This window comes from Erwinia persicina, from assembly GCF_014838825.1.
GTDB lineage: Bacteria > Pseudomonadota > Gammaproteobacteria > Enterobacterales > Enterobacteriaceae > Erwinia > Erwinia persicina_A.
On record NZ_JACYMO010000001.1, the window covers coordinates 212,549 to 233,393 of the forward strand.

16 protein-coding genes are annotated in these 20,845 nt (G+C 56.1%); 5 read left to right on the forward strand and 11 right to left on the reverse strand.

All coding sequences use genetic code 11. From position 1 onward, the window contains the following. The first annotated feature begins 36 nt into the window (after positions 1-36). Positions 37-3,936, forward strand: a complete 3,900-nt coding sequence (hrpA, locus tag IFU29_RS01005; protein ID WP_191932265.1) for an ATP-dependent RNA helicase HrpA — start codon at positions 37-39, stop codon at positions 3,934-3,936. Between the two features lie 139 nt (positions 3,937-4,075). On the opposite strand, the gene IFU29_RS01010 is transcribed toward hrpA, so the two are convergent. The 5 genes from IFU29_RS01010 to rstA all read right to left on the reverse strand — a co-directional run bounded on the left by IFU29_RS01010 (position 4,076) and on the right by rstA (position 9,401). Then, positions 4,076-4,882 carry a trypsin-like serine peptidase gene (locus IFU29_RS01010; protein ID WP_191932266.1) on the reverse strand — a complete coding sequence of 269 codons (807 nt, stop codon included), beginning with the start codon at positions 4,880-4,882 and terminating at the stop codon, positions 4,076-4,078. Positions 4,883-5,172: 290 nt separating this feature from the next. Then, positions 5,173-5,697 carry an acid resistance repetitive basic protein Asr gene (gene asr, locus IFU29_RS01015; protein ID WP_191932267.1) on the reverse strand — a complete coding sequence of 175 codons (525 nt, stop codon included), beginning with the start codon at positions 5,695-5,697 and terminating at the stop codon, positions 5,173-5,175. A gap of 185 nt (positions 5,698-5,882) precedes the next feature. After that, the gene (locus tag IFU29_RS01020) at positions 5,883-7,367 is read right to left on the reverse strand and encodes a carboxypeptidase M32 (RefSeq protein ID WP_191932268.1); all 1,485 of its coding nucleotides are present in this window, start codon (positions 7,365-7,367) and stop codon (positions 5,883-5,885) included. A 19-nt stretch (positions 7,368-7,386) separates the two neighbouring features. After that, complete coding sequence (gene rstB / locus IFU29_RS01025; RefSeq protein WP_191932269.1) at positions 7,387-8,676, reverse strand: two-component system sensor histidine kinase RstB; 1,290 nt, start codon at positions 8,674-8,676, stop codon at positions 7,387-7,389. Next, on the reverse strand, positions 8,673-9,401 hold the full coding sequence (rstA, locus tag IFU29_RS01030) for a two-component system response regulator RstA (RefSeq protein WP_187509203.1): 729 nt from the start codon (positions 9,399-9,401) through the stop codon (positions 8,673-8,675). The genes rstB and rstA overlap by 4 nt, the downstream gene beginning before the upstream one ends. A gap of 177 nt (positions 9,402-9,578) precedes the next feature. On the opposite strand from rstA, the gene IFU29_RS01035 reads away from it, so the two are divergent. Beyond that, positions 9,579-10,010 (forward strand): hypothetical protein, encoded by a 432-nt coding sequence (locus IFU29_RS01035; protein ID WP_191932270.1) that lies wholly within the window; start codon positions 9,579-9,581, stop codon positions 10,008-10,010. A 3-nt stretch (positions 10,011-10,013) separates the two neighbouring features. On the opposite strand, the gene IFU29_RS01040 is transcribed toward IFU29_RS01035, so the two are convergent. Continuing rightward, positions 10,014-11,405 carry an amino acid permease gene (locus IFU29_RS01040; protein ID WP_191932271.1) on the reverse strand — a complete coding sequence of 464 codons (1,392 nt, stop codon included), beginning with the start codon at positions 11,403-11,405 and terminating at the stop codon, positions 10,014-10,016. 209 nt (positions 11,406-11,614) lie between these two features. Beyond that, a complete protein-coding gene (gene ydgH / locus IFU29_RS01045) occupies positions 11,615-12,565 on the reverse strand; it encodes a DUF1471 family protein YdgH (RefSeq protein WP_191932272.1) in 951 nt (316 codons plus the stop codon). A 516-nt stretch (positions 12,566-13,081) separates the two neighbouring features. On the opposite strand from ydgH, the gene pntA reads away from it, so the two are divergent. Together pntA and pntB are read left to right on the forward strand one after the other, a co-directional pair. Next, positions 13,082-14,611 carry a Re/Si-specific NAD(P)(+) transhydrogenase subunit alpha gene (gene pntA / locus IFU29_RS01050; protein WP_191932273.1) on the forward strand — a complete coding sequence of 510 codons (1,530 nt, stop codon included), beginning with the start codon at positions 13,082-13,084 and terminating at the stop codon, positions 14,609-14,611. A gap of 10 nt (positions 14,612-14,621) precedes the next feature. Further along, positions 14,622-16,010, forward strand: coding sequence for a Re/Si-specific NAD(P)(+) transhydrogenase subunit beta (gene pntB / locus IFU29_RS01055; RefSeq protein WP_062743362.1), 1,389 nt, complete (start codon positions 14,622-14,624; stop codon positions 16,008-16,010). A 77-nt stretch (positions 16,011-16,087) separates the two neighbouring features. Here the strand turns inward: pntB and IFU29_RS01060 are convergent, their stop codons facing one another. Both IFU29_RS01060 and IFU29_RS01065 read right to left on the reverse strand, forming a co-directional pair. Beyond that, positions 16,088-16,357, reverse strand: coding sequence for a DUF2534 family protein (locus IFU29_RS01060; RefSeq protein ID WP_191932274.1), 270 nt, complete (start codon positions 16,355-16,357; stop codon positions 16,088-16,090). A gap of 252 nt (positions 16,358-16,609) precedes the next feature. Continuing rightward, the gene (locus tag IFU29_RS01065) at positions 16,610-17,176 is read right to left on the reverse strand and encodes a DUF2946 domain-containing protein (RefSeq protein ID WP_342214435.1); all 567 of its coding nucleotides are present in this window, start codon (positions 17,174-17,176) and stop codon (positions 16,610-16,612) included. Between the two features lie 200 nt (positions 17,177-17,376). Between IFU29_RS01065 and IFU29_RS01070 the strand changes: the two genes are divergently transcribed. Continuing rightward, positions 17,377-18,780 (forward strand): PTS fructose transporter subunit IIC, encoded by a 1,404-nt coding sequence (locus IFU29_RS01070; RefSeq protein WP_191932275.1) that lies wholly within the window; start codon positions 17,377-17,379, stop codon positions 18,778-18,780. Between the two features lie 58 nt (positions 18,781-18,838). Here the strand turns inward: IFU29_RS01070 and uspE are convergent, their stop codons facing one another. Together uspE and IFU29_RS01080 are read right to left on the reverse strand one after the other, a co-directional pair. Next, entirely contained in the window at positions 18,839-19,789 is a 951-nt protein-coding gene (gene uspE / locus IFU29_RS01075; protein WP_191932276.1) for a universal stress protein UspE, read from the reverse strand. A gap of 116 nt (positions 19,790-19,905) precedes the next feature. Then, the gene (locus tag IFU29_RS01080; protein ID WP_062743357.1) at positions 19,906-20,661 is read right to left on the reverse strand and encodes an FNR family transcription factor; all 756 of its coding nucleotides are present in this window, start codon (positions 20,659-20,661) and stop codon (positions 19,906-19,908) included. Positions 20,662-20,845: the final 184 nt, after the last annotated feature.

Consider the following 20,845-nt stretch of genomic DNA (forward strand, 5'->3'; position numbering starts at 1 on the left):
GCCCGTATTAACGGCGACAAAGCGAGTTTTACTACCATGTCTGACATGCCACATTCTGCCCTGACGCCGCTCTTTACCCGGCTGGACACGCTGATGCTGCGCGACCGCCAGCGTCTGCAGCGTCGCCTGCACGGGGCGAAAAAAATAAAAAATCCCGCATCCCTCCAGGCGCTGATCGAAACGCTGGAAGGCGATATCGCGGCGGCAGAGCAGCGCATCAGTGCCCGCCGGGCCGCCACGCCGACTATCCGTTATCCGGAAAATCTGCCTGTCAGCCAGAAGAAGCAGGACATCGCAGAGGCGATACGCGATCACCAGGTGGTGATTGTGGCCGGGGAAACCGGGTCAGGTAAAACCACACAGCTGCCTAAGATCTGCATGGAGCTGGGGCGGGGTATCCGTGGGTTGATTGGCCATACGCAGCCCCGACGCCTGGCGGCGCGCACCGTCGCCGACCGAATTGCGGCCGAACTGGAAACTTCCTTAGGCGGCTGCGTCGGCTATAAGGTGCGCTTTAACGATCAGGTGGGGGATACCACCCAGGTTAAACTGATGACGGACGGTATCCTGCTGGCGGAAATCCAGCAGGATCGCCTGCTGATGCAGTATGACACCATCATTATCGACGAAGCGCATGAGCGTAGCCTGAACATCGACTTTCTGCTGGGATACCTGCGTGAGCTGCTGCCAAAGCGCCCCGACCTGAAGGTGATCATCACCTCCGCGACCATCGATCCGCAGCGTTTTTCACGCCATTTCCATGATGCTCCGGTCATTGAAGTGTCCGGGCGGACTTATCCGGTCGAAGTGCGCTACCGGCCAGTGGTCGAAGACGTGGAAGATACCGATCGCGATCAGCTGCAGGCTATTTTCGATGCGGTGGACGAACTGGGCCAGGAAAGCCGTGGCGATATTCTGATCTTTATGAGCGGGGAGCGCGAGATCCGCGATACGGCCGATGCGCTGATGAAGCGCGATCTGCCGCATACGGAAGTGCTGCCGCTGTACGCCCGCCTGTCCAACGCCGAGCAGAACCGCGTGTTTCAGTCTCACGTCGGGCGGCGCATCGTGCTGGCAACCAACGTGGCGGAAACCTCGCTCACCGTGCCGGGCATTAAATACGTGATTGACCCGGGTACCGCACGTATCAGTCGCTACAGCTTCCGGACGAAGGTACAGCGGCTGCCGATTGAGCCAATTTCTCAGGCTTCCGCTAACCAGCGTAAAGGCCGCTGCGGCCGTGTGTCAGAGGGCATCTGTATTCGTCTGTATGACGAGAATGACTTCCTCAACCGGCCGGCGTTTACCGACCCGGAAATTCTGCGAACTAACCTGGCATCGGTGATCTTACAGATGACCGCCCTGGGGCTGGGTGATATTGCCGCCTTCCCGTTTGTGGAAGCCCCCGACCCGCGTAATATTCAGGATGGCGTACGCCTGCTGGAAGAGCTCGGGGCCATCACCCTGCGTGAAAATCAGCACTATGAGCTGACGCCATCAGGACGGTCGCTGGCGCAACTGCCGGTTGACCCCCGCCTGGCGAAAATGGTGCTGGAAGCGCAGAAATATGGCTGTGTGCGCGAGGTGATGATTATTACCGCCGCGCTTTCCATTCAGGATCCGCGCGAACGTCCCGCAGAGAAAAAACAGGCCTCCGACGAGAAGCATCAGCGCTTTGCGGATAAAGACTCGGATTTTATTGCCTTTGTGAACCTGTGGAATTATGTGCAGGAGCAGCAAAAAGCCCTGTCATCCAGCCACTTCCGCCGCTTATGCAAAACAGACTACCTGAACTACCTGCGGGTGCGCGAATGGCAGGATATTTACACCCAGCTGCGCCAGGTGGTGCGGGAGCTGGGCCTGCCGGTGAACAGCGAACCGGCTGAAATACGGGAGATCCACACGGCGCTGCTGACCGGCTTACTGTCGCATATCGGACAGAAAGATGCCGACAAGCAGGAGTTTACTGGCGCACGTAACGCCCGCTTTGCCATTTTCCCGGGGTCGGGCCTGTTCAAAAAGCCCCCGAAGTGGACGATGGTCGCTGAACTGGTGGAAACCAGCCGCCTGTGGGGACGCATTGCCGCCCGAATTGAACCGGAATGGATCGAACCGGTCGCGCAGCACTTACTCAAGCGCAGCTACAGTGAACCCCACTGGGAAAAAGCGCAGGGCGCGGTGATGGCCAGTGAAAAAGTGACGCTTTACGGCCTGCCCATTGTGGCGGCGCGTAAGGTGAACTACGGTCCGATCGATCCGATGCTGTCGCGTGAGCTGTTTATTCGCCATGCGCTGGTTGAGGGCGACTGGCAGACGCGTCACGCTTTCTTTAAAGCCAACCTGAAGCTGCGGGAAGAGGTCGAGGAGCTGGAACACAAGTCCCGCCGTCGCGATATTCTGGTCGATGATGAGACGCTGTTTGCCTTTTACGACCGACGCATCGGCGCGGAGGTGATCTCGGCCCGGCATTTTGATAACTGGTGGAAAACCGTCAGTCGTGAAGAGCCTGAGCGCCTGAATTTTGCCCGTGAGATGCTGATAAAGCAGGGCGCGGAGAACGTTAGCAAACTTGATTATCCTAATTTCTGGCATCAGGGGAACCTGAAGCTGCGTCTTAGCTACCAGTTTGAACCGGGGGCGGACGCCGACGGGGTCACGGTATATGTGCCACTGCCGCTGCTCAACCAGGTGGAAGAAAAAGGTTTTGAATGGCAGATCCCGGGTGTACGCCGTGACCTGGTGATTGCACTGATCAAATCGTTGCCGAAGCCGTTACGCCGTAACTTCGTGCCGGCACCCAACTATGCGGATGCGTTTCTCGGCCGCGTCACGCCGCTGGCCCTGCCGCTGCTGGACGCCCTGGAGCGTGAGTTCCGTCGCATGTCAGGTGTGACGCTGGATCGCGAAGCCTGGCAGTGGGAACAGGTGCCCGATCATCTTAAAATGACCTTCCGTATTGTGGATGAAAATAACCGCAGGCTGGCGGAGGGCAAAGATCTCTCCGCGTTAAAACTGCAGCTTAAAGGCAAGGTGCAGGAAACGCTGTCAAAGGTGGCAGACGACGGGCTGGAGCAGAGTGGGCTGCACATCTGGAGTTTTGGCGACCTGCCGGATCACTTTGAGCAGAAGCGCGGTCATTACAGCGTGAAAGCCTGGCCCGCCCTGGTGGATGAGAAGGACAGCGTGGCCATTCGCCTGTTCGACACCCAGCATGAACAGCAAAAAGCGATGTGGCGCGGGCAGCGACGCCTGCTGCTGCTGAACATCCCTTCGCCGATTAAATACCTGCACGAAAAGTTACCCAACAAAGCCAAGCTGGGGCTCTATTTTAACCCCTACGGCAAAGTGCTGGATTTGATTGACGACTGTATTGCCTGCGGTGTCGATAAACTGATCGCTGAAGCCGGTGGTCCTTCCTGGCAGGAGCAGGGTTACACGCAGTTGCACGATAAGGTCCGTGCGGAACTTAACGATACGGTGGTGGAGATTGCCAAAAAGGTCGAGCAGATCCTGACGTCGGTGTTTGCGATTAACAAGCGTCTGAAAGGGCGCGTGGATATGACCATGGCGCTGGCGCTGTCGGATATCAAAGCGCAGATGAGCGGCCTGGTCTATCGGGGCTTTGTCACTGGTAATGGCTGGAAACGGCTGGGTGACACGCTGCGTTATCTGCAGGCAATTGAACGCCGGATGGAGAAGCTGGCGGTCGATCCGCACAGCGACCGGGCGCGGATGTTGAAGGTGGAGTCCGTGCAGCAGGCCTGGACGCAGTGGTTTAACAAGCTGCCGCCAGAGCGTAAGGACGATGAAGAGGTGCAGGACATTCGCTGGATGATTGAAGAGCTGCGCGTCAGCTTCTTCGCACAGCAGCTGGGGACGCCTTATCCAATCTCAGAAAAACGTATCCTGCAGGCGATGGAACAGGTGACACAGTAAATTTTGCCTGCCCGGACAAACGGGGAGGCAACCTTAACCTGATGTATATCGTGTCATCATTATCTGGCCTGGTCAGCAGCAGGGGATTGTCCGGGCGATATTTTGCCACCAGTGCGGCCGCAATCGCCTGCGTCTTCTTTTACTGTGCCAGCGCTTCCAGACTGTCGCGGAAAGCGGTCACCGCGATGGCGCGGTTGTCAGCCAGATAGCGGTCTTTTGCCGCCGGAGCCGAGCTTTGTACTGCAATCAACTGCCACTCGCCATCAACCTTTAATAACAGCGGAGAACCACTGTCGCCGGGCAGGGTGTCGCACTGATGTGACAGGACGGTTTTCTGCGCCCAGCCGGTGATCAGGCAGTCGCTATGAGAGTAAAGCGTATCAAGATGATCTTCCGGGTAACCTGCCTGGGTTACGCGTCGTCCGGCGGTTTTTAACGCCGCGGTCAGATCTTTGCGTGACCCGGCAAACAGCGGAATAGGGGTAATACCCGATGGCGGATTACGCAGGACAATAAGACCAAAATCATAAGGGGCGGCCTGGGCCGGTACGATCCAGCCGTCACCGTCAGCTTTGAGTTTTTTCCCCAACGCCGGGTCAACGCGCGCTTCGATATCGTGGATTTCGTAGCGCCAGCCATTGTTTTCACTGGAGATAAACCGCAGCGCCACGGCCTTGTCCGGTTTACCCGGCGGGGCCAGCAGGCAGTGTCCTGCCGTCAGGGCCAGGTGAGGGGCGATCAGCGTAGCGCTGCACAGGTTACCGCTTGCCGTTTCCAGTTGACCAATCGCTTCCCAGGGGGCAGAGCCGGTATCACGGACCGGCTGGCGATCGTCCTGACCGAAGAACAGCGTTTTCGTGTCGGCGGCGCTCCGTTCCTCTTCATCAGCGTGTGTGTAAAACGAAAAAGCCAGGCAACCCATCAATAACACAGCGGTCAGACGCATATTTTTCTCAGGCTGAAAAAGCGTGGATATAAGTATTTATCTTAGAGAAGTAACTATAGACGGATAGTGCTGGAAAAGGGAGATTAATATGAAATATCAGCACACTACAGTAACCATCATTATAAGTAAAAGCTGGCGGCAATCAGGCCACAGATGATCATAACAGTCAGAATGATTTCGAATAAATAGCGACGCACCATCATCCGAAACTCCTTAAAGAAACACCCGGTAAGACCGGGTGTTTAAGTTAATTCATGTGCGTGGGGTGGCGGGCACCCCGTCCGTCAGTCTTACGCTTTAGGCGCGGTTTTCTTTACTGCTTTGTGGTGTTTTTTAGCAGCCTGGGCTTTCTGGGCAACAGGTTTTTTAGCGGCTTTGTGGTGTTTTTTGGCAGCCTGGGCTTTCTGAGCAACAGGTTTGGTTGCTGCTTTGTGGTGTTTTTTAGCGGCCTGAGCTTTCTGTGCTACCGGCTTGGTTGCTGCTTTGTGGTGCTTTTTCGCGGCCTGGGCTTTCTGAGCGACAGGTTTTTTAGCGGCTTTGTGATGCTTTTTCGCGGCCTGAGCTTTCTGATCCGCTGCTTTTTTTGCTTTATGGTGTTTTTTAGCAGCCTGCGCTTTCTGGGCTACCGCTTTCTTGTGTTTTTTCACATGCTTAACGTGTTTAACAGACGCTTTCGCTGGCGCCGGAGCCGCTGTCGTGGTGGTGGCGACAGAAGGTGCAGCGCTGGTTGCAGGTGCAGCTGTAGTTTCAGCAGCGAAGGCAACAGAAGACAGACCCATTGTAGCAGCGACAACCAGAGCAAATAATTTTTTCATTGCAAAACCCTCAAGGTGTTTAGTTCAGGTGTCAGCCCACTCTGGGGCCGGTGAAAAGACTATAAGGGAATCAATGCGGGCTTTCCGTGAGTGATTGGTATCGGCGTGTAACCGATTGTACAAGCGGGGAGATCGTGGTGATTTCCCCCTGCGCGGGACGCACAGGGGGCGGGGTAATGACGCGGTTATTTCAGGTAGCGGCTTTCCAGATGCTGGCGGAAATAGTGCGGATTCAGATCTTCGCCCGTGGCGTTTTCGATCAGCTGGCGGGTGCTGAAACGGCTGCCATGCTGCCAGATATTCTGCTGTAACCAATGGAATACTGGCTGCAAATCCCCCTGGCGGATCTGCTCATCCACCTGAGGAAGAGCCCGCTTCAGCGCCTGGAACAGCTGTGCCGCATACATTGCCCCCAGCGTATACGTCGGGAAGTAGCCGAACGCACCGTCAGTCCAGTGAATGTCCTGCATGCAGCCGTCGCGGTAATTGCCCCGGGTGTCCAGACCCAGCAGGGCCAGCATTTTCTCATCCCATAGCGCGGGAATGTCATCCACCTCAATCTCACCGGCGATCAGGGCGCTTTCGATTTCATAGCGCAGAATGATATGCGCCGGATAGCTGACCTCATCGGCATCAACGCGGATTAGCCCGGGTTTGACCCGTTGATTCAGAGCAATAAAGTTCGCTTCCTTCAGCGCCGGGCTGTCGCCAAGCAAATGCTGTACCTGCGGGCGGATCAGACTGAGGAAAGCCGGGCTGCGGCCCAGCTGCTTTTCAAAGAACAGGCTTTGTGACTCATGGATGGCCGTTGAGCGTGCCAGCGACACGGGCTGGTCAGCCCACTGCTTCGGTAAGTTCTGCTCATAGCGGGCATGGCCGGTTTCATGGATCACCCCCATCATGGCGCTGATGAACTCGTCTTCATTGTAGCGGGTAGTAATACGCACATCCTGCGGCACGCCACCGCAGAAGGGATGGGCGCTGATATCCAGACGACCGGCAGTAAAGTCAAAGCCCAGCTGCTGCATAATCGCCAGCCCCAGCGCCTGCTGCGAAGCCTGTGGGAAGGGGCCGACAGGGCGGTCAACTTTTTCGCCCGCCTGCTGGTCCACGATCCTTTGCAGCAAGTCAGGCAGCCACTGCTTCAGATCGCCAAAGGTTTTATCCAGTTTTTCACTGGTCATACCGGGTTCGAAGACGTCAAGCAGGGCATCATAGCGGGATTGGCCACTGGCCTGGGCGCGGATCTCCGCCTCTTCCCGGCTGAGTTTGACCACGTCTTTCAGGTTGGCGGCAAACCCCGTCCAGTCATTGGCCGGACGCTGTGTGCGCCAGGCATGTTCACAGCGAGACCCGGCAATGGATTTAGCTTCAACCAGCGAGGCGGGCAGCAAAGAGGCCTGCTGCCAGGCACGCTGCATCTCAAACAGGTTTGCCTGTGCCACATCGTCCAGATCCTCCTGCTGTGCCTGCTGCAACCAGAGACCAACGTCTTTTGCCGTCAGGATCTCATGGCGCAATACGCTCAGTTCGGCCAGCGCTTCACCGCGCGCCTGACTCCCCCCGGCGGGCATCATGGTCATCATGTCCCATCCGGCAATAGCAGAAAGATGGCCAAAGCGGGAGAGGCGCTGGAAGGTACGTGTCAGATGGGCATAGGCAGAAGACATAGAATTCCTTATTAACAGATTAAGAGTGGTGATCCGGGGTAACCGGCCAGCAGAAACGCACGCTGGCCCCCCCAAGCGGGCTGCTGTCAATGGTGACATAGCCGCCAAAAGCCTGGGCTATGGAGTGGACTATCGCCAGGCCCAGCCCGCAGCCGCCAGTGGCACGATCGCGGCTGGGGTCAAGGCGAACAAACGGCTCAAACACCCGCTGACGTTCATCCTGAGGAATACCCGGGCCGTCATCTTCCACCTGCAGATATGCCATCTCGCCATCAAACCACAGGCTGGCCCGCAGGCGCTGGCTGGCATAGCGCAGGGCGTTGTTGACCAGATTATCCAGCACGCGCTCCATCAGGCGGGTGTCGGCCACGCCAATATTTTCGCGCTGCGGTGTCTCCAGGGCAATATCAAACTCCGGGTGAACGGAGCGGATGTCCTCCAGACGTTCGTCTAACCAGCGGGCGAGATCCAGCGTTTGTAAGTTCAGATTGACCTGCGGCCGGTCAAGACGGGCGTAGGTCAGCAGTTCTTCAATCAGTGCTTCCAGCTGCCCGATATCCCGGTTCAGCGCAGCAGACTCTGCTCCGGTAAGATTATCACTCATCTCCAGGCGATAGCGCAGGCGTACCAGCGGAGTGCGCAGCTCATGGGCTATCCCGTCGATAAGCTGTTTCTTACTGGCGACCAGGGTGTTGATATTATCGGCCATCTGATTAAACGCCACGCCCAGGCGTAACAGGCTGGAGGCACTGTCAAAATGAATGCGCTCATCCAGATGCCCCTGACCGAAACGCTGTGCGGCGTTTTCCAGCTTTAGCATGTCCTGCCAGTGCGGACGCATCCAGATAAACACCGGCAGGGCCAGCGAAATACCAATAAACGCCAGCAGGGCAATGTCGAGAATGCGCATTTCATGCAGATAGAACAGATAGGGGATCGGTCCCACTGCCAGAACATAGTGGCTGCGCGGAATATGCTGCAGGAAGGTATATTCATCATCCAGCGCCACGATCTCGCCCGAGCGCAGGCGATGCAGCGTACGCGGGTCGAGCTGATATTTACTCATCGGCTCTATATGCAGTTTGAAAGAGAGGTTGAGGTCGAGATTATCGATAGTTTTATTCCAGTCACGCGGCGGGATCTCTCGCAGCTCACTGCGCATCAGATACAGTGAGCTTTTCATGAGATCGTCCATCGACTGCCTGCCGGCACGTTCGGCAGTGAACTTATAAACCAGCCCGACCAGCATCGCCATCACCAGAAAACAGACGAACAGCAGCAGGTAAAACTGAATAAACAGTTTCTTCATTGCGCATCCCAGGCGTGTGGTGCAAACAGATAGCCTTTATTACGAATGGTTTTGATTCGGTAAGGCTCCGTGGCGCTGTCGAGCAGCTTTTTACGCAGACGTGAGATGGCCACGTCAATGCTGCGGTCCATCCCGTCGTAGGTAACGCCGCGCAGGGTTTTCAGCAGTGCGTCGCGGTTAAGGATCGAGCCGGCGTGGGTGGCCAGCTCCCACAGCAGGTCGAAATCTGCCGTCGACAGGGCAACGATCTCTTCTGACAGCGTCACCTGACGGTTAATCGGATCGATACTCAGGGTGCCGAAGCGCAGGGCTTTCTGCCCCGCAATCCCCGGTGCGATCTCTTCATTCTGGCCGCTGACCCCCGCCTGGCGCAGGTGTAAACGCAGACGGGCCAGCAGCACCGCCGGCGGGGTGGTCTTCAGAATATAGTCGTTTGCCCCCATCTCCAGCGACAGAATGTGGTTCATGTCGCTATCGAGTGAGGTAAGCAGGACAATGGGCCCCGTCCAGCTGTGACGCGTGCGTAAATCCCGGCACAGCGTCATCCCGTCTTTCCCCGGCAACATGATGTCCAGCATCACCAGGTCAGGGTTGGCTGCAGCGATGGTTTCTTCTGCGCGATCGCCCCGGTTTTCAACAATAACATCAATGTCATGCCGCCCAAGATAGGCCGCAATCAGTTCACCGACATCCTGATCGTCTTCGACAAATACAATTTTGTTCATAGGGCCGATTTTCTGGCTAAAGAGAACGACAGCTTATCCTTTCCTGAGCGCAACGACCATTAATCCGCGTTAAATAGTAGGGGGAATGTAGTACAATCCTGGCCGAATATGTCATTATATTCCCCGCCTGCGATGGCGTACCCTGCAAACCCCTGTCAGGGCAGTTCTTGAGTCGAAATGGATAAGGAGAAGAGAGTGTCAGAAGAGAAGCTGGCTTCAGCTCAGTACAGTGATCGCATCTGCCTCAACTATACCGAATTCCTGTCCGCTTCCTGTAAGAAACGCTGGAGCTTCGTCGACGCGATTTATGGCGTGATCCCGTTTTTTGGCATGATCACCCGCAAGCCTGCCAGCGAACCCCAGACCTCGGAAGCCCCGTTGAAAGACCTGGCGCTGCAAATCATCTCAACGCAGGTCAGCGATGAGATTAATATCGCCCGGCTGATTACGCTGGCGCACCAGCAGCAGATTGATGCGTTTGATATCCAGCTGCCTTATCCGCTGTCAGAAAACCAGCTGACTGCGATTCGTCAGGAGTACGCCCGGCCAGTGGATCTTGAGCAGCAGGACGAACGACTGAGCGTGATGATCCCCCTGACGGCATACTGACCCTCAGCGGGTCAGCATCCACACGGCGGGCAGGGTGGCCACCACCAGCATGACCATCATCATTTTCTCCCCTTTAAGCAGTGCCGTTTCGCCGCGTCCTCCGCGACGGGCAAACAGAAACAGTACCATTCCCGGCGCATAAAGCACGACCGACAGCAGCAGATGCAGGGGCCCGGAGGCATACAGCAGCCACAGTCCGTAAATGCTGGCCCCCACCGCAATCATCATTGCGCCAGGCTTGTGTAAATGACGCGCCACTTTAAACAGATAGGCCCCCACCAGCAGGTACGGCACCAGGATCATCTCAGAGGCGATCGTCAGCAGGGTATTGTAATCAGCCCCCGTCAGCCAGATCAGGATCAGACACACCTGCACGCAGCCGTTGGTTAGCCACAGCGAGGCAGCAGGCGCTCCGCGGGTATTCTGGCGGCTGAGGGTGCGGGGGAAGGCACCATGCAGCGCGGCCACCAGCGGCACTTCAGCGGCCATAATCGTCCAGCTGAGATAGGCACCGCAGACAGAGAGGATCAGCCCGCCGACGATCACCAGATTGCCCCAGGGGCCGATCAGCGACGTCATCAGGCCGGCCATCGAGGGGTTGCGCATTCCGGCGAGTTCGGCTCGCGGAACAATACCGAGTGACAGCAGGGTGACCAGCAGGTAAATCACCAGCGCTGCGCTGACCGCCAGCAGCGTGGCGCGGCCAACGTCATGGCGGTTTCTGGCTCGCGATGAGACCACGACGGCCCCCTCAATCCCGATAAACACCCACAGGGTGATCAGCATGGTGTCCTTGACCTGCTGCCAGACGGGTTTCCCCAGCGCCAGACCGGTGAAGTCAAAGGAGAAGCGGTCGTAGTGGAAAGCAGCAATCGCCAGCAGGATAAACAGCCCCAGCGGCAGGAGTTTGCCCAGCGTTGCGATCAGATTAATACTGGCCGCCGTCTGAACGCCGCGCAGAACCAGTCCGTGAACCAGCCACAGCAGCACCGAGGCCGCAAGAATGGCCTGCCAGGTATTTCCGTCGCCAAAAATCACATGGCCCGGCGAGTCGGTGAAAAAACTCATCGCGGAAAAGACAATGACCAGATAGGAGACGTTGGCGATCACCGCACACAGCCAGTAACCCCAGGCTGAGCAGAAGCCAGTCAGTTCACCGAAACCGGCCCGGGCATAGGTAAAAATTCCGCCATCCAGTTCGGGCTTTAAGCGGCTGAGTAGCAGCATGGCCAGCGCCAGCAGCACAATCCCGACACCGGTGATCGCCCAGCCAATCAGCAGGGCGGCCGGGCTGGCGACCGCCGCCATATTTTGCGGCAGGCTGAATACGCCCGCGCCAAGCATTGAGCTGAGTACCAGCGCTGTCAGCGCGGTAAGACCTAACTTTTTGTCCAAAAAAAACTCCGGTTACAGAATAAAAAACCAGTTGTAACGACCATGTTGGATTTAACTCAGGATGCCAGACCAGAAAAGGCAAAGAAACGCCTGAAAGTGGCGGGAGATTTTACGGACAGCGGCGGCAGGATGCAATGACTTACTATGCAAATACAGGCGGGAATTATTCAGCATGACAGGGCAGCCGCTGGCTGCCCTGCAGAAAGAACTTACTTGAAGAGATCGGCCGTAACGGTCAGGTTACCACCGTTCTGGCTGGACCACTGGCGGGTCACATGGTAGTACTTGGCACCTTTGGCGATCGCCCGGCGGCCCACTTCTTCAGAGACCTCGGTCGGCGTGCTGAAGTGGCCGGTGAAGGTCACGCTGTCATACGGCTGCATCTGAGCGGCCGTAATGGCATTGACTTCCTGTACGCTTTTTCCTTCACGCGTCGTTACCGTGTAACGTTTCCCGGTGGAACTCTGCGTTTCATAGAAGCGCCCTACGTTTTTGCTCGGTGACTCGCTGGACGCGACGCCTGGAATTTCGACGTTCTTCGCGGCCGCACCGCCTGCTGCCAGCGCTGCTTTACCGGCTTCAGAGTCGGCCGGGATCAGGTTAGGAGACTGAACCTGACGTTTCGGTGCATCAGACTTATAGATATAAGCGGTGATCATCTGATTGCCACCGCTGTTGGTATCAATCTGACGAACGATAAAGAAGGATGCCGCCCCTTTCTCTTTCGCTGCCCGGGTGATGGCGTCATTAACATCAGGCTGGCTGCGGAAGAAGCCGCTGGTGCTGACGGTATCGTAAGGCTCAAGGCTGAAGGCTTCGGCTTTGGTCAGCTCACGCACGCCGTTAATGATGCGATCTTTATTTTTTGGCGCGGCAGGCGCATCGGCGTGATACAGGTCAGCGGTCACATTCCAGTTGCCGCCGTTGCCGTTAGTATCATTGATACCCTGAATATAGTAGGAGGCGGCTCCCAATGCGTCAGCACGTTTCGATACGGCGTCGCTGGCCTCGTAGAGAGCGTTAAAACGTCCGTTAATGGTGATCCGATCAAACGGTTTCAGCGCAGCGGCTTTCTCCGGCGTCAGTTCCTGTGCCGCATGGGCGGATAATGCCGTGAGTGATAACAGGGCTGATGCCAGAATGGTGTTCTTCAGCTTCATAAAAATTAATCCTTCGCCTTACGCAAAAAATGAGTACGAAAACGTGCTGGACTCTTGATGTGTAACAGATTAGCGGATGATTATTACATGTAATAATGTTCGCTGTCTCAGCCATTTTGTGTGGAATGCGCGCCAGCACCATTCCTGTTTTCAGAATAAGGAAGAAAGCTGGCTGAATCGTGTCGTTTTTCTTTTATTTACCACTTAAGGTGGTAAATGCTAGTACTTATAACGTTAACGCTTTGTTAATCAATGTTTTTTACTAAGAAAAATCTCTGATTGTTAAATTTTATCGCAGCACGTTATGCGCTCGAAACCCCGTGATTCAGGCTCAATATATCGCTTGCAGGGGTAAGAACTGAATTTTTATAGGTTAGTCATCGAACACCCCCTCTGCGGCTGGATCGAATCACGTATATTCAGTAGGTTATAGGCAGTTTGAAACAGGCTGTGTTTCGGCCATAAAGGCCGGAAACAGGAGAACACCCCTCGTACTCTCTGAAGAAAGGGAAGATTATGCTTATTGGTATCACCAAAGAGCGGTTACCTAACGAAGCCCGTGCGGCTGCCACACCGAAAACGGTGGAGCAGCTCATTGCCCTGGGCTTCAGCGTGGCTGTTGAAAGCGGCGCAGGTAAGCTGGCCAGTTTTGAAGATGCAGCATTTGAGGCTGCCGGAGCCACCATCACCGACCCGGTGACGGTCTGGCAGTCCGACATCGTCCTGAAGGTCAACGCGCCGACCGAGGAAGAAATTGCGCTGACGCGTGCCGGCAGCACGCTGGTCAGCTTTATCTGGCCAGCACAGAACCCGGAACTGCTGACGAAGCTGGCGGCGCGTAACGTCACCGTCATGTCAATGGACGCGGTGCCGCGTATCTCGCGTGCCCAGTCTCTGGATGCGCTGAGTTCTATGGCGAACATCGCCGGGTATCGTGCCATTGTTGAAGCGGCGCATGAGTTTGGCCGTTTCTTTACCGGGCAGATCACCGCCGCCGGTAAAGTGCCTCCGGCGAAAGTGATGGTGATCGGTGCAGGCGTGGCCGGTCTGGCCGCCATCGGTGCCGGACGCAGCCTGGGGGCTATCGTGCGCGCCTTCGACACCCGCCCTGAGGTTAAAGAGCAGGTACAAAGTATGGGCGCTGAATTCCTTGAGCTGGACTTTGAGGAAGAAGCAGGCAGCGGTGACGGTTATGCCAAAGTGATGTCAGAGGCCTTTATCAAGGCTGAGATGGCACTGTTTGCTGCCCAGGCAGAGGAGGTCGATATTATTGTGACCACCGCGCTGATCCCGGGTAAACCCGCCCCCACGCTGATCACGGCGGAGATGGTGGCATCCATGAAACCGGGCAGTGTGATCGTCGATCTGGCGGCACAAAACGGGGGTAACTGTGAGCTGACCGTTGCCGACACCATTACGACCAGCCCGAACGGCGTTAAAATCATAGGTTATACCGATCTGCCCAGCCGTCTGCCAACCCAGTCTTCACAGCTTTATGGCACCAATCTGGTCAACCTGATGAAGCTGCTGTGTAAAGAAAAAAACGGGGAGATCACCATCGACTTTGATGATGTGGTGATTCGTGGCGTGACGGTGATCCGCGATGGCGAAATCACCTGGCCTGCGCCGCCTATTCAGGTATCGGCTGCGCCAAAAGCGGCCAAAGCGGCCGCGCCGCTGGAAAAACCGGCGGAGAAACCTGCTTCGCCGCTGCGTAAATATGGTCTGATCGTGCTGGCCATTGTGCTGTTTGGCTGGCTGGCCAATGTCGCTCCCCCTGAGTTCCTGTCGCACTTTACCGTGTTTGCGCTCTCCTGCGTGGTCGGTTACTACGTAGTGTGGAACGTCAGTCATGCGCTGCATACGCCGCTGATGTCGGTCACTAATGCCATCTCCGGCATTATTGTGGTCGGCGCGGTGTTGCAGATTGGCCATGGCGGCTGGGTCAGCTTCCTGTCCTTTGTGGCGGTGCTGATTGCCAGCATCAATATCTTCGGCGGCTTTACCGTCACCCAGCGTATGCTGAAAATGTTCCGTAAAAACTGAGAGGTAGTCCATGTCTGGCGGATTAGTGACTGCAGCCTATATCATTGCTGCGATCCTGTTTATTTGCAGCCTTGCCGGGTTGTCTAAACATGAAACCTCGAAGCAGGGGAATATTTTCGGTATCAGCGGAATGGCGCTGGCGCTGGTCGTCACCATCTTCGGCCCGGAGACCGGCAACGTCGCCTGGATCCTGCTGGCGATGGTGATTGGCGGTGCTATCGGCATTCGCCTGGCGAAGAAGGTGGAAATGACCGAAATGCCGGAGCTGGTGGCAATGCTGCACAGCTTTGTCGGGCTGGCGGCGGTGCTGGTCGGCTTTAACAGCTATCTTGACCACGGTCCGGGCCTGTTGCCGGTGATGGAAAATATTCACCTGACCGAAATCTTTATCGGTATCTTTATCGGGGCGGTGACTTTTACCGGTTCTATCGTGGCGTTTGGCAAGCTGTGCGGCAAGATTTCATCAAAACCGCTGGCGCTGCCGCACCGCCACAGGTTGAACCTGCTGGCCCTGGTGGTCTCCTTCGCCTTGCTGATTATCTTTGTGCGCACTGACAGTGTGGGGACGCAGACGTTTGCCCTTATCGTGATGACGCTGATCGCGCTGGCCTTTGGCTGGCATCTGGTGGCGTCCATCGGGGGGGCAGATATGCCGGTGGTGGTGTCGATGCTGAACTCTTACTCCGGCTGGGCGGCAGCGGCAGCGGGCTTTATGCTCAGTAATGACCTGCTGATTGTCACCGGGGCACTGGTCGGCTCCAGTGGTGCCATTCTCTCCTACATCATGTGTAAAGCGATGAACCGTTCGTTCTTCAGCGTCATTGCCGGTGGTTTCGGAACGGACAGCAGCTCAACCGGCGAAAGTGAAGAGATGGGCGACTATCGCGAAATCGACGCCGCAGGCACCGCAGAACTGCTGAAGAACTCCACCTCGGTAATTATCACGCCGGGCTATGGTATGGCGGTGGCGCAGGCGCAGTATCCGGTGGCTGAAATTACCGCCAGACTGCGTGAGCGCGGCATTAAGGTGCGTTTCGGTATTCACCCGGTGGCCGGGCGTCTGCCCGGGCATATGAACGTGCTGCTGGCGGAAGCCAAAGTGCCGTATGACATCGTGCTGGAAATGGATGAGATCAACGACGATTTCAGCGATACCGATACGGTGCTGGTCATCGGCGCGAATGACACCGTTAACCCGGCGGCGCAGGAAGATCCCCGCAGTCCTATCGCCGGTATGCCGGTGCTGGAAGTGTGGAAAGCGCAGAATGTGGTGGTGTTTAAGCGTTCAATGAACACCGGTTACGCTGGCGTACAGAACCCGCTGTTCTTTAAAGAGAATACGCAGATGCTGTTCGGTGATGCGAAGGCGACGGTGGAAGCGATTCTGAAGGCGTTGTAAATGCGCTGATCGGGTTGCAGGCTAGAGGGCGACCCGATGAGAAGGTCGCCCACGACGAGGCTGATCACCGAAGGTGATCAGCCTTTCTTGTTTTCAGGATCCTGCTCACCAATAAACCAGTACCACAGGGGAATGGACAGTAGCAGGGTGAAGACAGAGCTGTAGATCATGATCATGAAGAATTCAGAGACATACAGTTCGACCGGCCAGGTCGAGAAGGGCATGTTGTACTCTTCGATGGCCCCACCAATGATGGCTTTGGTCATCACAATCGCCACGCAGATCCACAGACAGGCCTGGGCGATAAAGAAATTCCGGCGTTTCTTGCCTGGAGGGAATAATGACATGATGTGTACTCCTGTACGATTTCCTGAAAAATAACGTTCTCTCTTTGCCCATCCGCACCCGCCGTAAGGGGTAACCCGGCGTCCGGCCGTCTGCAGGTGGGTAGTGTAGCGCTACCCGCTGGCTGGCTGAAGAGGGGAAATGATCCCCCAGTGCGCAACGGCGGCGGGTACTGCTGAGGATGTTAAACGCGGCGTTATTATCGGCTTATTCCCGACTGCAGGAAGAGATAAACAGACAGAACCTTAATGCCGTTATAACGCCGACGGGCAGTCAGGGGGGGCTCGCGGCTGTGAAAGGCCGGGGAAAAAAGCGGAAGCAAACCAGGGCGTGTATCGCGTCGCTGGCGTTTGCGATGCCAGGCGAAACAGCAGCCAGATTAACGGAATAAACAGGTACAGCAGTAAGGGTAAATGCACCAGCAGCTGGCAGTAGCCGCAGGCGAAGTCATCCATCATTCCCCCGTCCACAGGCATTGTGGAAGACGAGTGGATCCCGTCAGGCAGACCCTCTTTCGCAGAGGATGGGTGAGCATGCAGGGTGGTCATACCGTCATGGGACATGACGCCCATGGGCATATCATGTATCGCCATCAGCGGAGGGCTCACGAACCCTACAGGCGCAGACATCCGCTGATGTTCCAGCGTTTTAGAGACATCCGGGGCTATAAACAGCAACAGGACCGCTATCATAGCGATCAGGGCAGGTAACCGGCGCTGCGACAGGCGATACAACGAGACCAAACAGGCAACCCATAGCAGAATCAAAAAGGTGGCCAGAGTGTAGCGATTTTTACCGCGAATGTTAACGATCAATGTCACTAATGGTCCGTTCAGCGCCTGTTTTCGCCACGTTTTTTTGCCTTACGTTCACGCAGAGAATAATCAGCCGCTGCCGCGTTGCAGTACAGGGTTTGTCCCGATTGCGGGACAGGGTTTGGTAGTGTTTTCCCATGTCGCCTCTGGTTAGATAAGACTCCGGCCGGAACCGTGAGTTATTTTATTGTTACCGGAGAATACCCATGAATATTATTGCCATCACCGCCTGTCCTACCGGGGTGGCCCATACTTATCTGGCCGAAAGTAATTTGAAAAAAGCCGCCAGAAAACTGGGTCTGTCCCTGCGGGTTGAAACGCAGGGTGCCATTGAGAGCAAATACATTCTCAGCCCGGATGATATTGCTGCCGCAGATATTGTTCTCATCGCCGCTGATAAAAAAGTCGATATGACGCGTTTTCAGCACAAGAACATAGTTGAAGTCCCGGTTGCCCGTGCGGCAAGAGACGCCGAAGGCCTGCTGACCGCCATTGCCGCCGGCGAGCTGGCCCCACACCGGCAGGAAGCTCCCTTACCGGACGGGGAGGAGGAACCAATAGCGCGTGGCACTCGCTGGTACGCCACGCTCTATGTGCATCTGATCACCGGGGTCAATCTGATGATCCCGTTTGTCGTCGCAGGGGGGATCCTGATCGCCCTCAGCTTCTCCTTCGGCATTACTGCCGCCACCCCGGGGGATGCGCATTTCAGCCCTGTCGCAAAAATGTTATCTGATATCGGCGGGGGATCGGCCTTTGCGCTGATGCTGCCGGTTTTATCTCTTGGGATCAGCCAGTCGATCAGCGGCAAAATGGGCATGGTCTCCGGGGCGGTGGGCGGAATGATGGCCATCCATACCGGTTCGGGTTTTCTCGGCGCGCTGCTGGCCGGGTTTCTGGCGGGCTATGTGACGCTGTTAATCGTTCGCCATATTCGCCTGCCGCAGGCTGTCGCCGGTCTGAAACCTATCCTGATTGTGCCGTTGTTTAGCGTCCTGATCACCGGGGTGCTGATGGTCTGGCTGATCGGTGAGCCGATCAAGCTGCTGCTCGGCTGGCTGACCGCCTTCCTCAATGCCCTGGGGCAGACCAACTCCGCCGTGCTCGGCCTGCTGTTTGGCATGATGGTCGCCTTTGATATGGGGGGCCCGCTGAATAAAACCGTCTGCATGTTTGCCATCGGGCTGATGTCCAGCGGCATCTACGGCCCGATAGCTGCCTGCATGGCGGCCGGGATGGTCCCCCCGCTGGGGATTGCACTCGCCACCGTCCTTTTCCGGGGAAAATTCAGCCGCAGCGAGCGTGAAACCGGTAAGGTGACGTGGATCCTTGGGCTGTCATTTATCACCGAAGGGGCCATTCCCTACGCCGTGTCGGATCCGCTGCGGGTGATCCCGGCCATCGTCGCGGGTTCTGGACTGGCCGGCGCGCTGTCGATGGCACTGGGCTGCGCCTCACGCGCGCCGCATGGCGGGATTTTTGTGATGTTTATTCCGAATGTGGTTACTCACCTGGCGGCCTATCTGCTGGCGATTACGGCGGGGTCACTGCTGACCGCCCTGATCCTGTGGTTCCTGAAAAAGGAGGTAACAGAAACGGCTGCTGCTTAAAGGGGAAGGGGGGCGGGGGCAAACCGGTGTGCCAGGTTTGCCCCATCAGTATGAGGAATTAATCCTCTTCGTCGTCGTCAAGCTCAACGGGTGAGACAAACCCGTCAGGTTTGATGGCCAGCAGGTCGCAGCGCAGGTGGTCGATAACCTGTTCGGCCGTATTGCCCAAAAATGCTGCCGACAGTCCTGTACGGCCAATGGTACCCAGCACCACCACCCCGGCGTCAAGATGGCCGGCCAGTTCAGGGATGACCTCTTCAGGCAGCCCTTTTTCAACGTGGGTAAATTTTTCGTCGATGGAGAACGACTGACGCAGCGCTTTCATGGCGACCAGATGCTGCCCACGGATAGCGTCGTTATACACGCTGGGATCAAAGTCAGGCAGCTCAATAGCAATGTTGATCGGCGTCACGGGGTACGCGCCGACCAGATGGACTTCCGTATGATTGACCCGCTCGGCCAGCGCCAGGGTCTCTTTCACCAGCTTGCTGTTTAACGGGTCGTGATGCGGCTCTTCGCTGGCGAGGTTAACCGCCACCACGGCCTTGCCGCCTTCCGGCCAGGCCTGATCTTTAACCATCCATACCGGACACGGACACTTACGCAGCAGGTGCCAGTCGGTCGGGGTAAACACCACCGCCTGCAGACGGTCGTGCTGGTGTGCCATCTTAATCACCAGATCATGTTGGTTGGTCAGCACTTCCTGGATGATCGCCTCGAAAGGGCGATTGTGCCAGATCACTTTAACATCAATCTGCACACCGGCGGCGAGATAGGCCTGCGCCTGTTCGCGGATCCACTCGGTACGTTGACTGATGACGCCTTTACGCATGGTCACTCGCTCATCGGGCGATAACAGCGTGGTCATCTCGTAGGAGAAGTCGTAAATGGGTAGGAAACAGGTGATCTTGCCGCCAAGACGTTGATTGAGATAGACCGCGCGGCGAAGAGCGGGCTGGTCGTCCTGTTGCGGATCGATTGCTACCAGAATGTTTTGATACTGAGCCATAACGGTTTCTCCTTACACTGAGCGTGTCAGTTTAAAGATAGCCCAATCGCTCTACAGGAAGAAAGGAAAAAGTCGTTGCCGGATCAATAAAATAAGAAATATTGACCCGGCAGACATCAGGCGGCGGTGTGGCTCTGGCCCGCAAGCTCTGAGAGGATTTCATGATTTTCGATGGTGATGTATTTGCCTTTCACTGCCAGCATGCCACTTTTCTGGAAGCGGCCCAGCAGGCGGCTGATGGTTTCAACGGTTAATCCCAGGTAATTACCGATGTCTCCGCGGGTCATGGTCAGACGAAACTCTCGCTGAGAGAAGCCGCGCTGGCCAAAACGACGTGACAGGCCGTAGATAAAGGCAGCCAGACGTTCTTCCGCATTTTTCTTCGACAGCAGCAGGATCATTTCCTGGTCGCCTTTGATCTCGCCGCTCATCAGACGCATCATCTGCTGGCGCAGGCTGGGCATCTTGCCTGACAGGTCATCCAGCGTTTCGAACGGGATTTCGCAGACCATGGCGGTTTCCAGCGCCTGAGCAAAGCTGGGGTGCTGACTGCCGCTGATAGCATCAAAGCCCACCAGGTCGCCCGCCAGATGGAAGCCGGTGATCTGCTCGTCACCCTGTTCGGTGATGGTGTAGCTTTTAATGGTCCCGGAGCGAATCGCATAAAGAGATCGCAATTCGTCACCCGCTTTAAACAGAGTCTGCCCTTTTTGAATCGGCTTTTTACGCTCGATGATGTTATCAAGCTGGTCCAGCTCATGCTCGTTAAGCGTGAAGGGAATACAAAGCTGGCTGATGCTGCAATCCTGGCAGTGAATGGCGCAGCCACCTGATTGTATGCGTCTAGTGATAATTCGCTTTTCCGGAATCATAATGTACGCTCGATGATAATTGACTGACATCAATTTACCATTTTTCGCGCACACAAGGGAACTCATCTGAGCAGTTTTAGGCACAATAAATATGTGGACGTTATTAATTAATTAAATTGGTGTAAAGGTTGTGTGAAAATTAACCACGCAATCGGATGATTCGTAGGAATTTAGGCTGAAATAC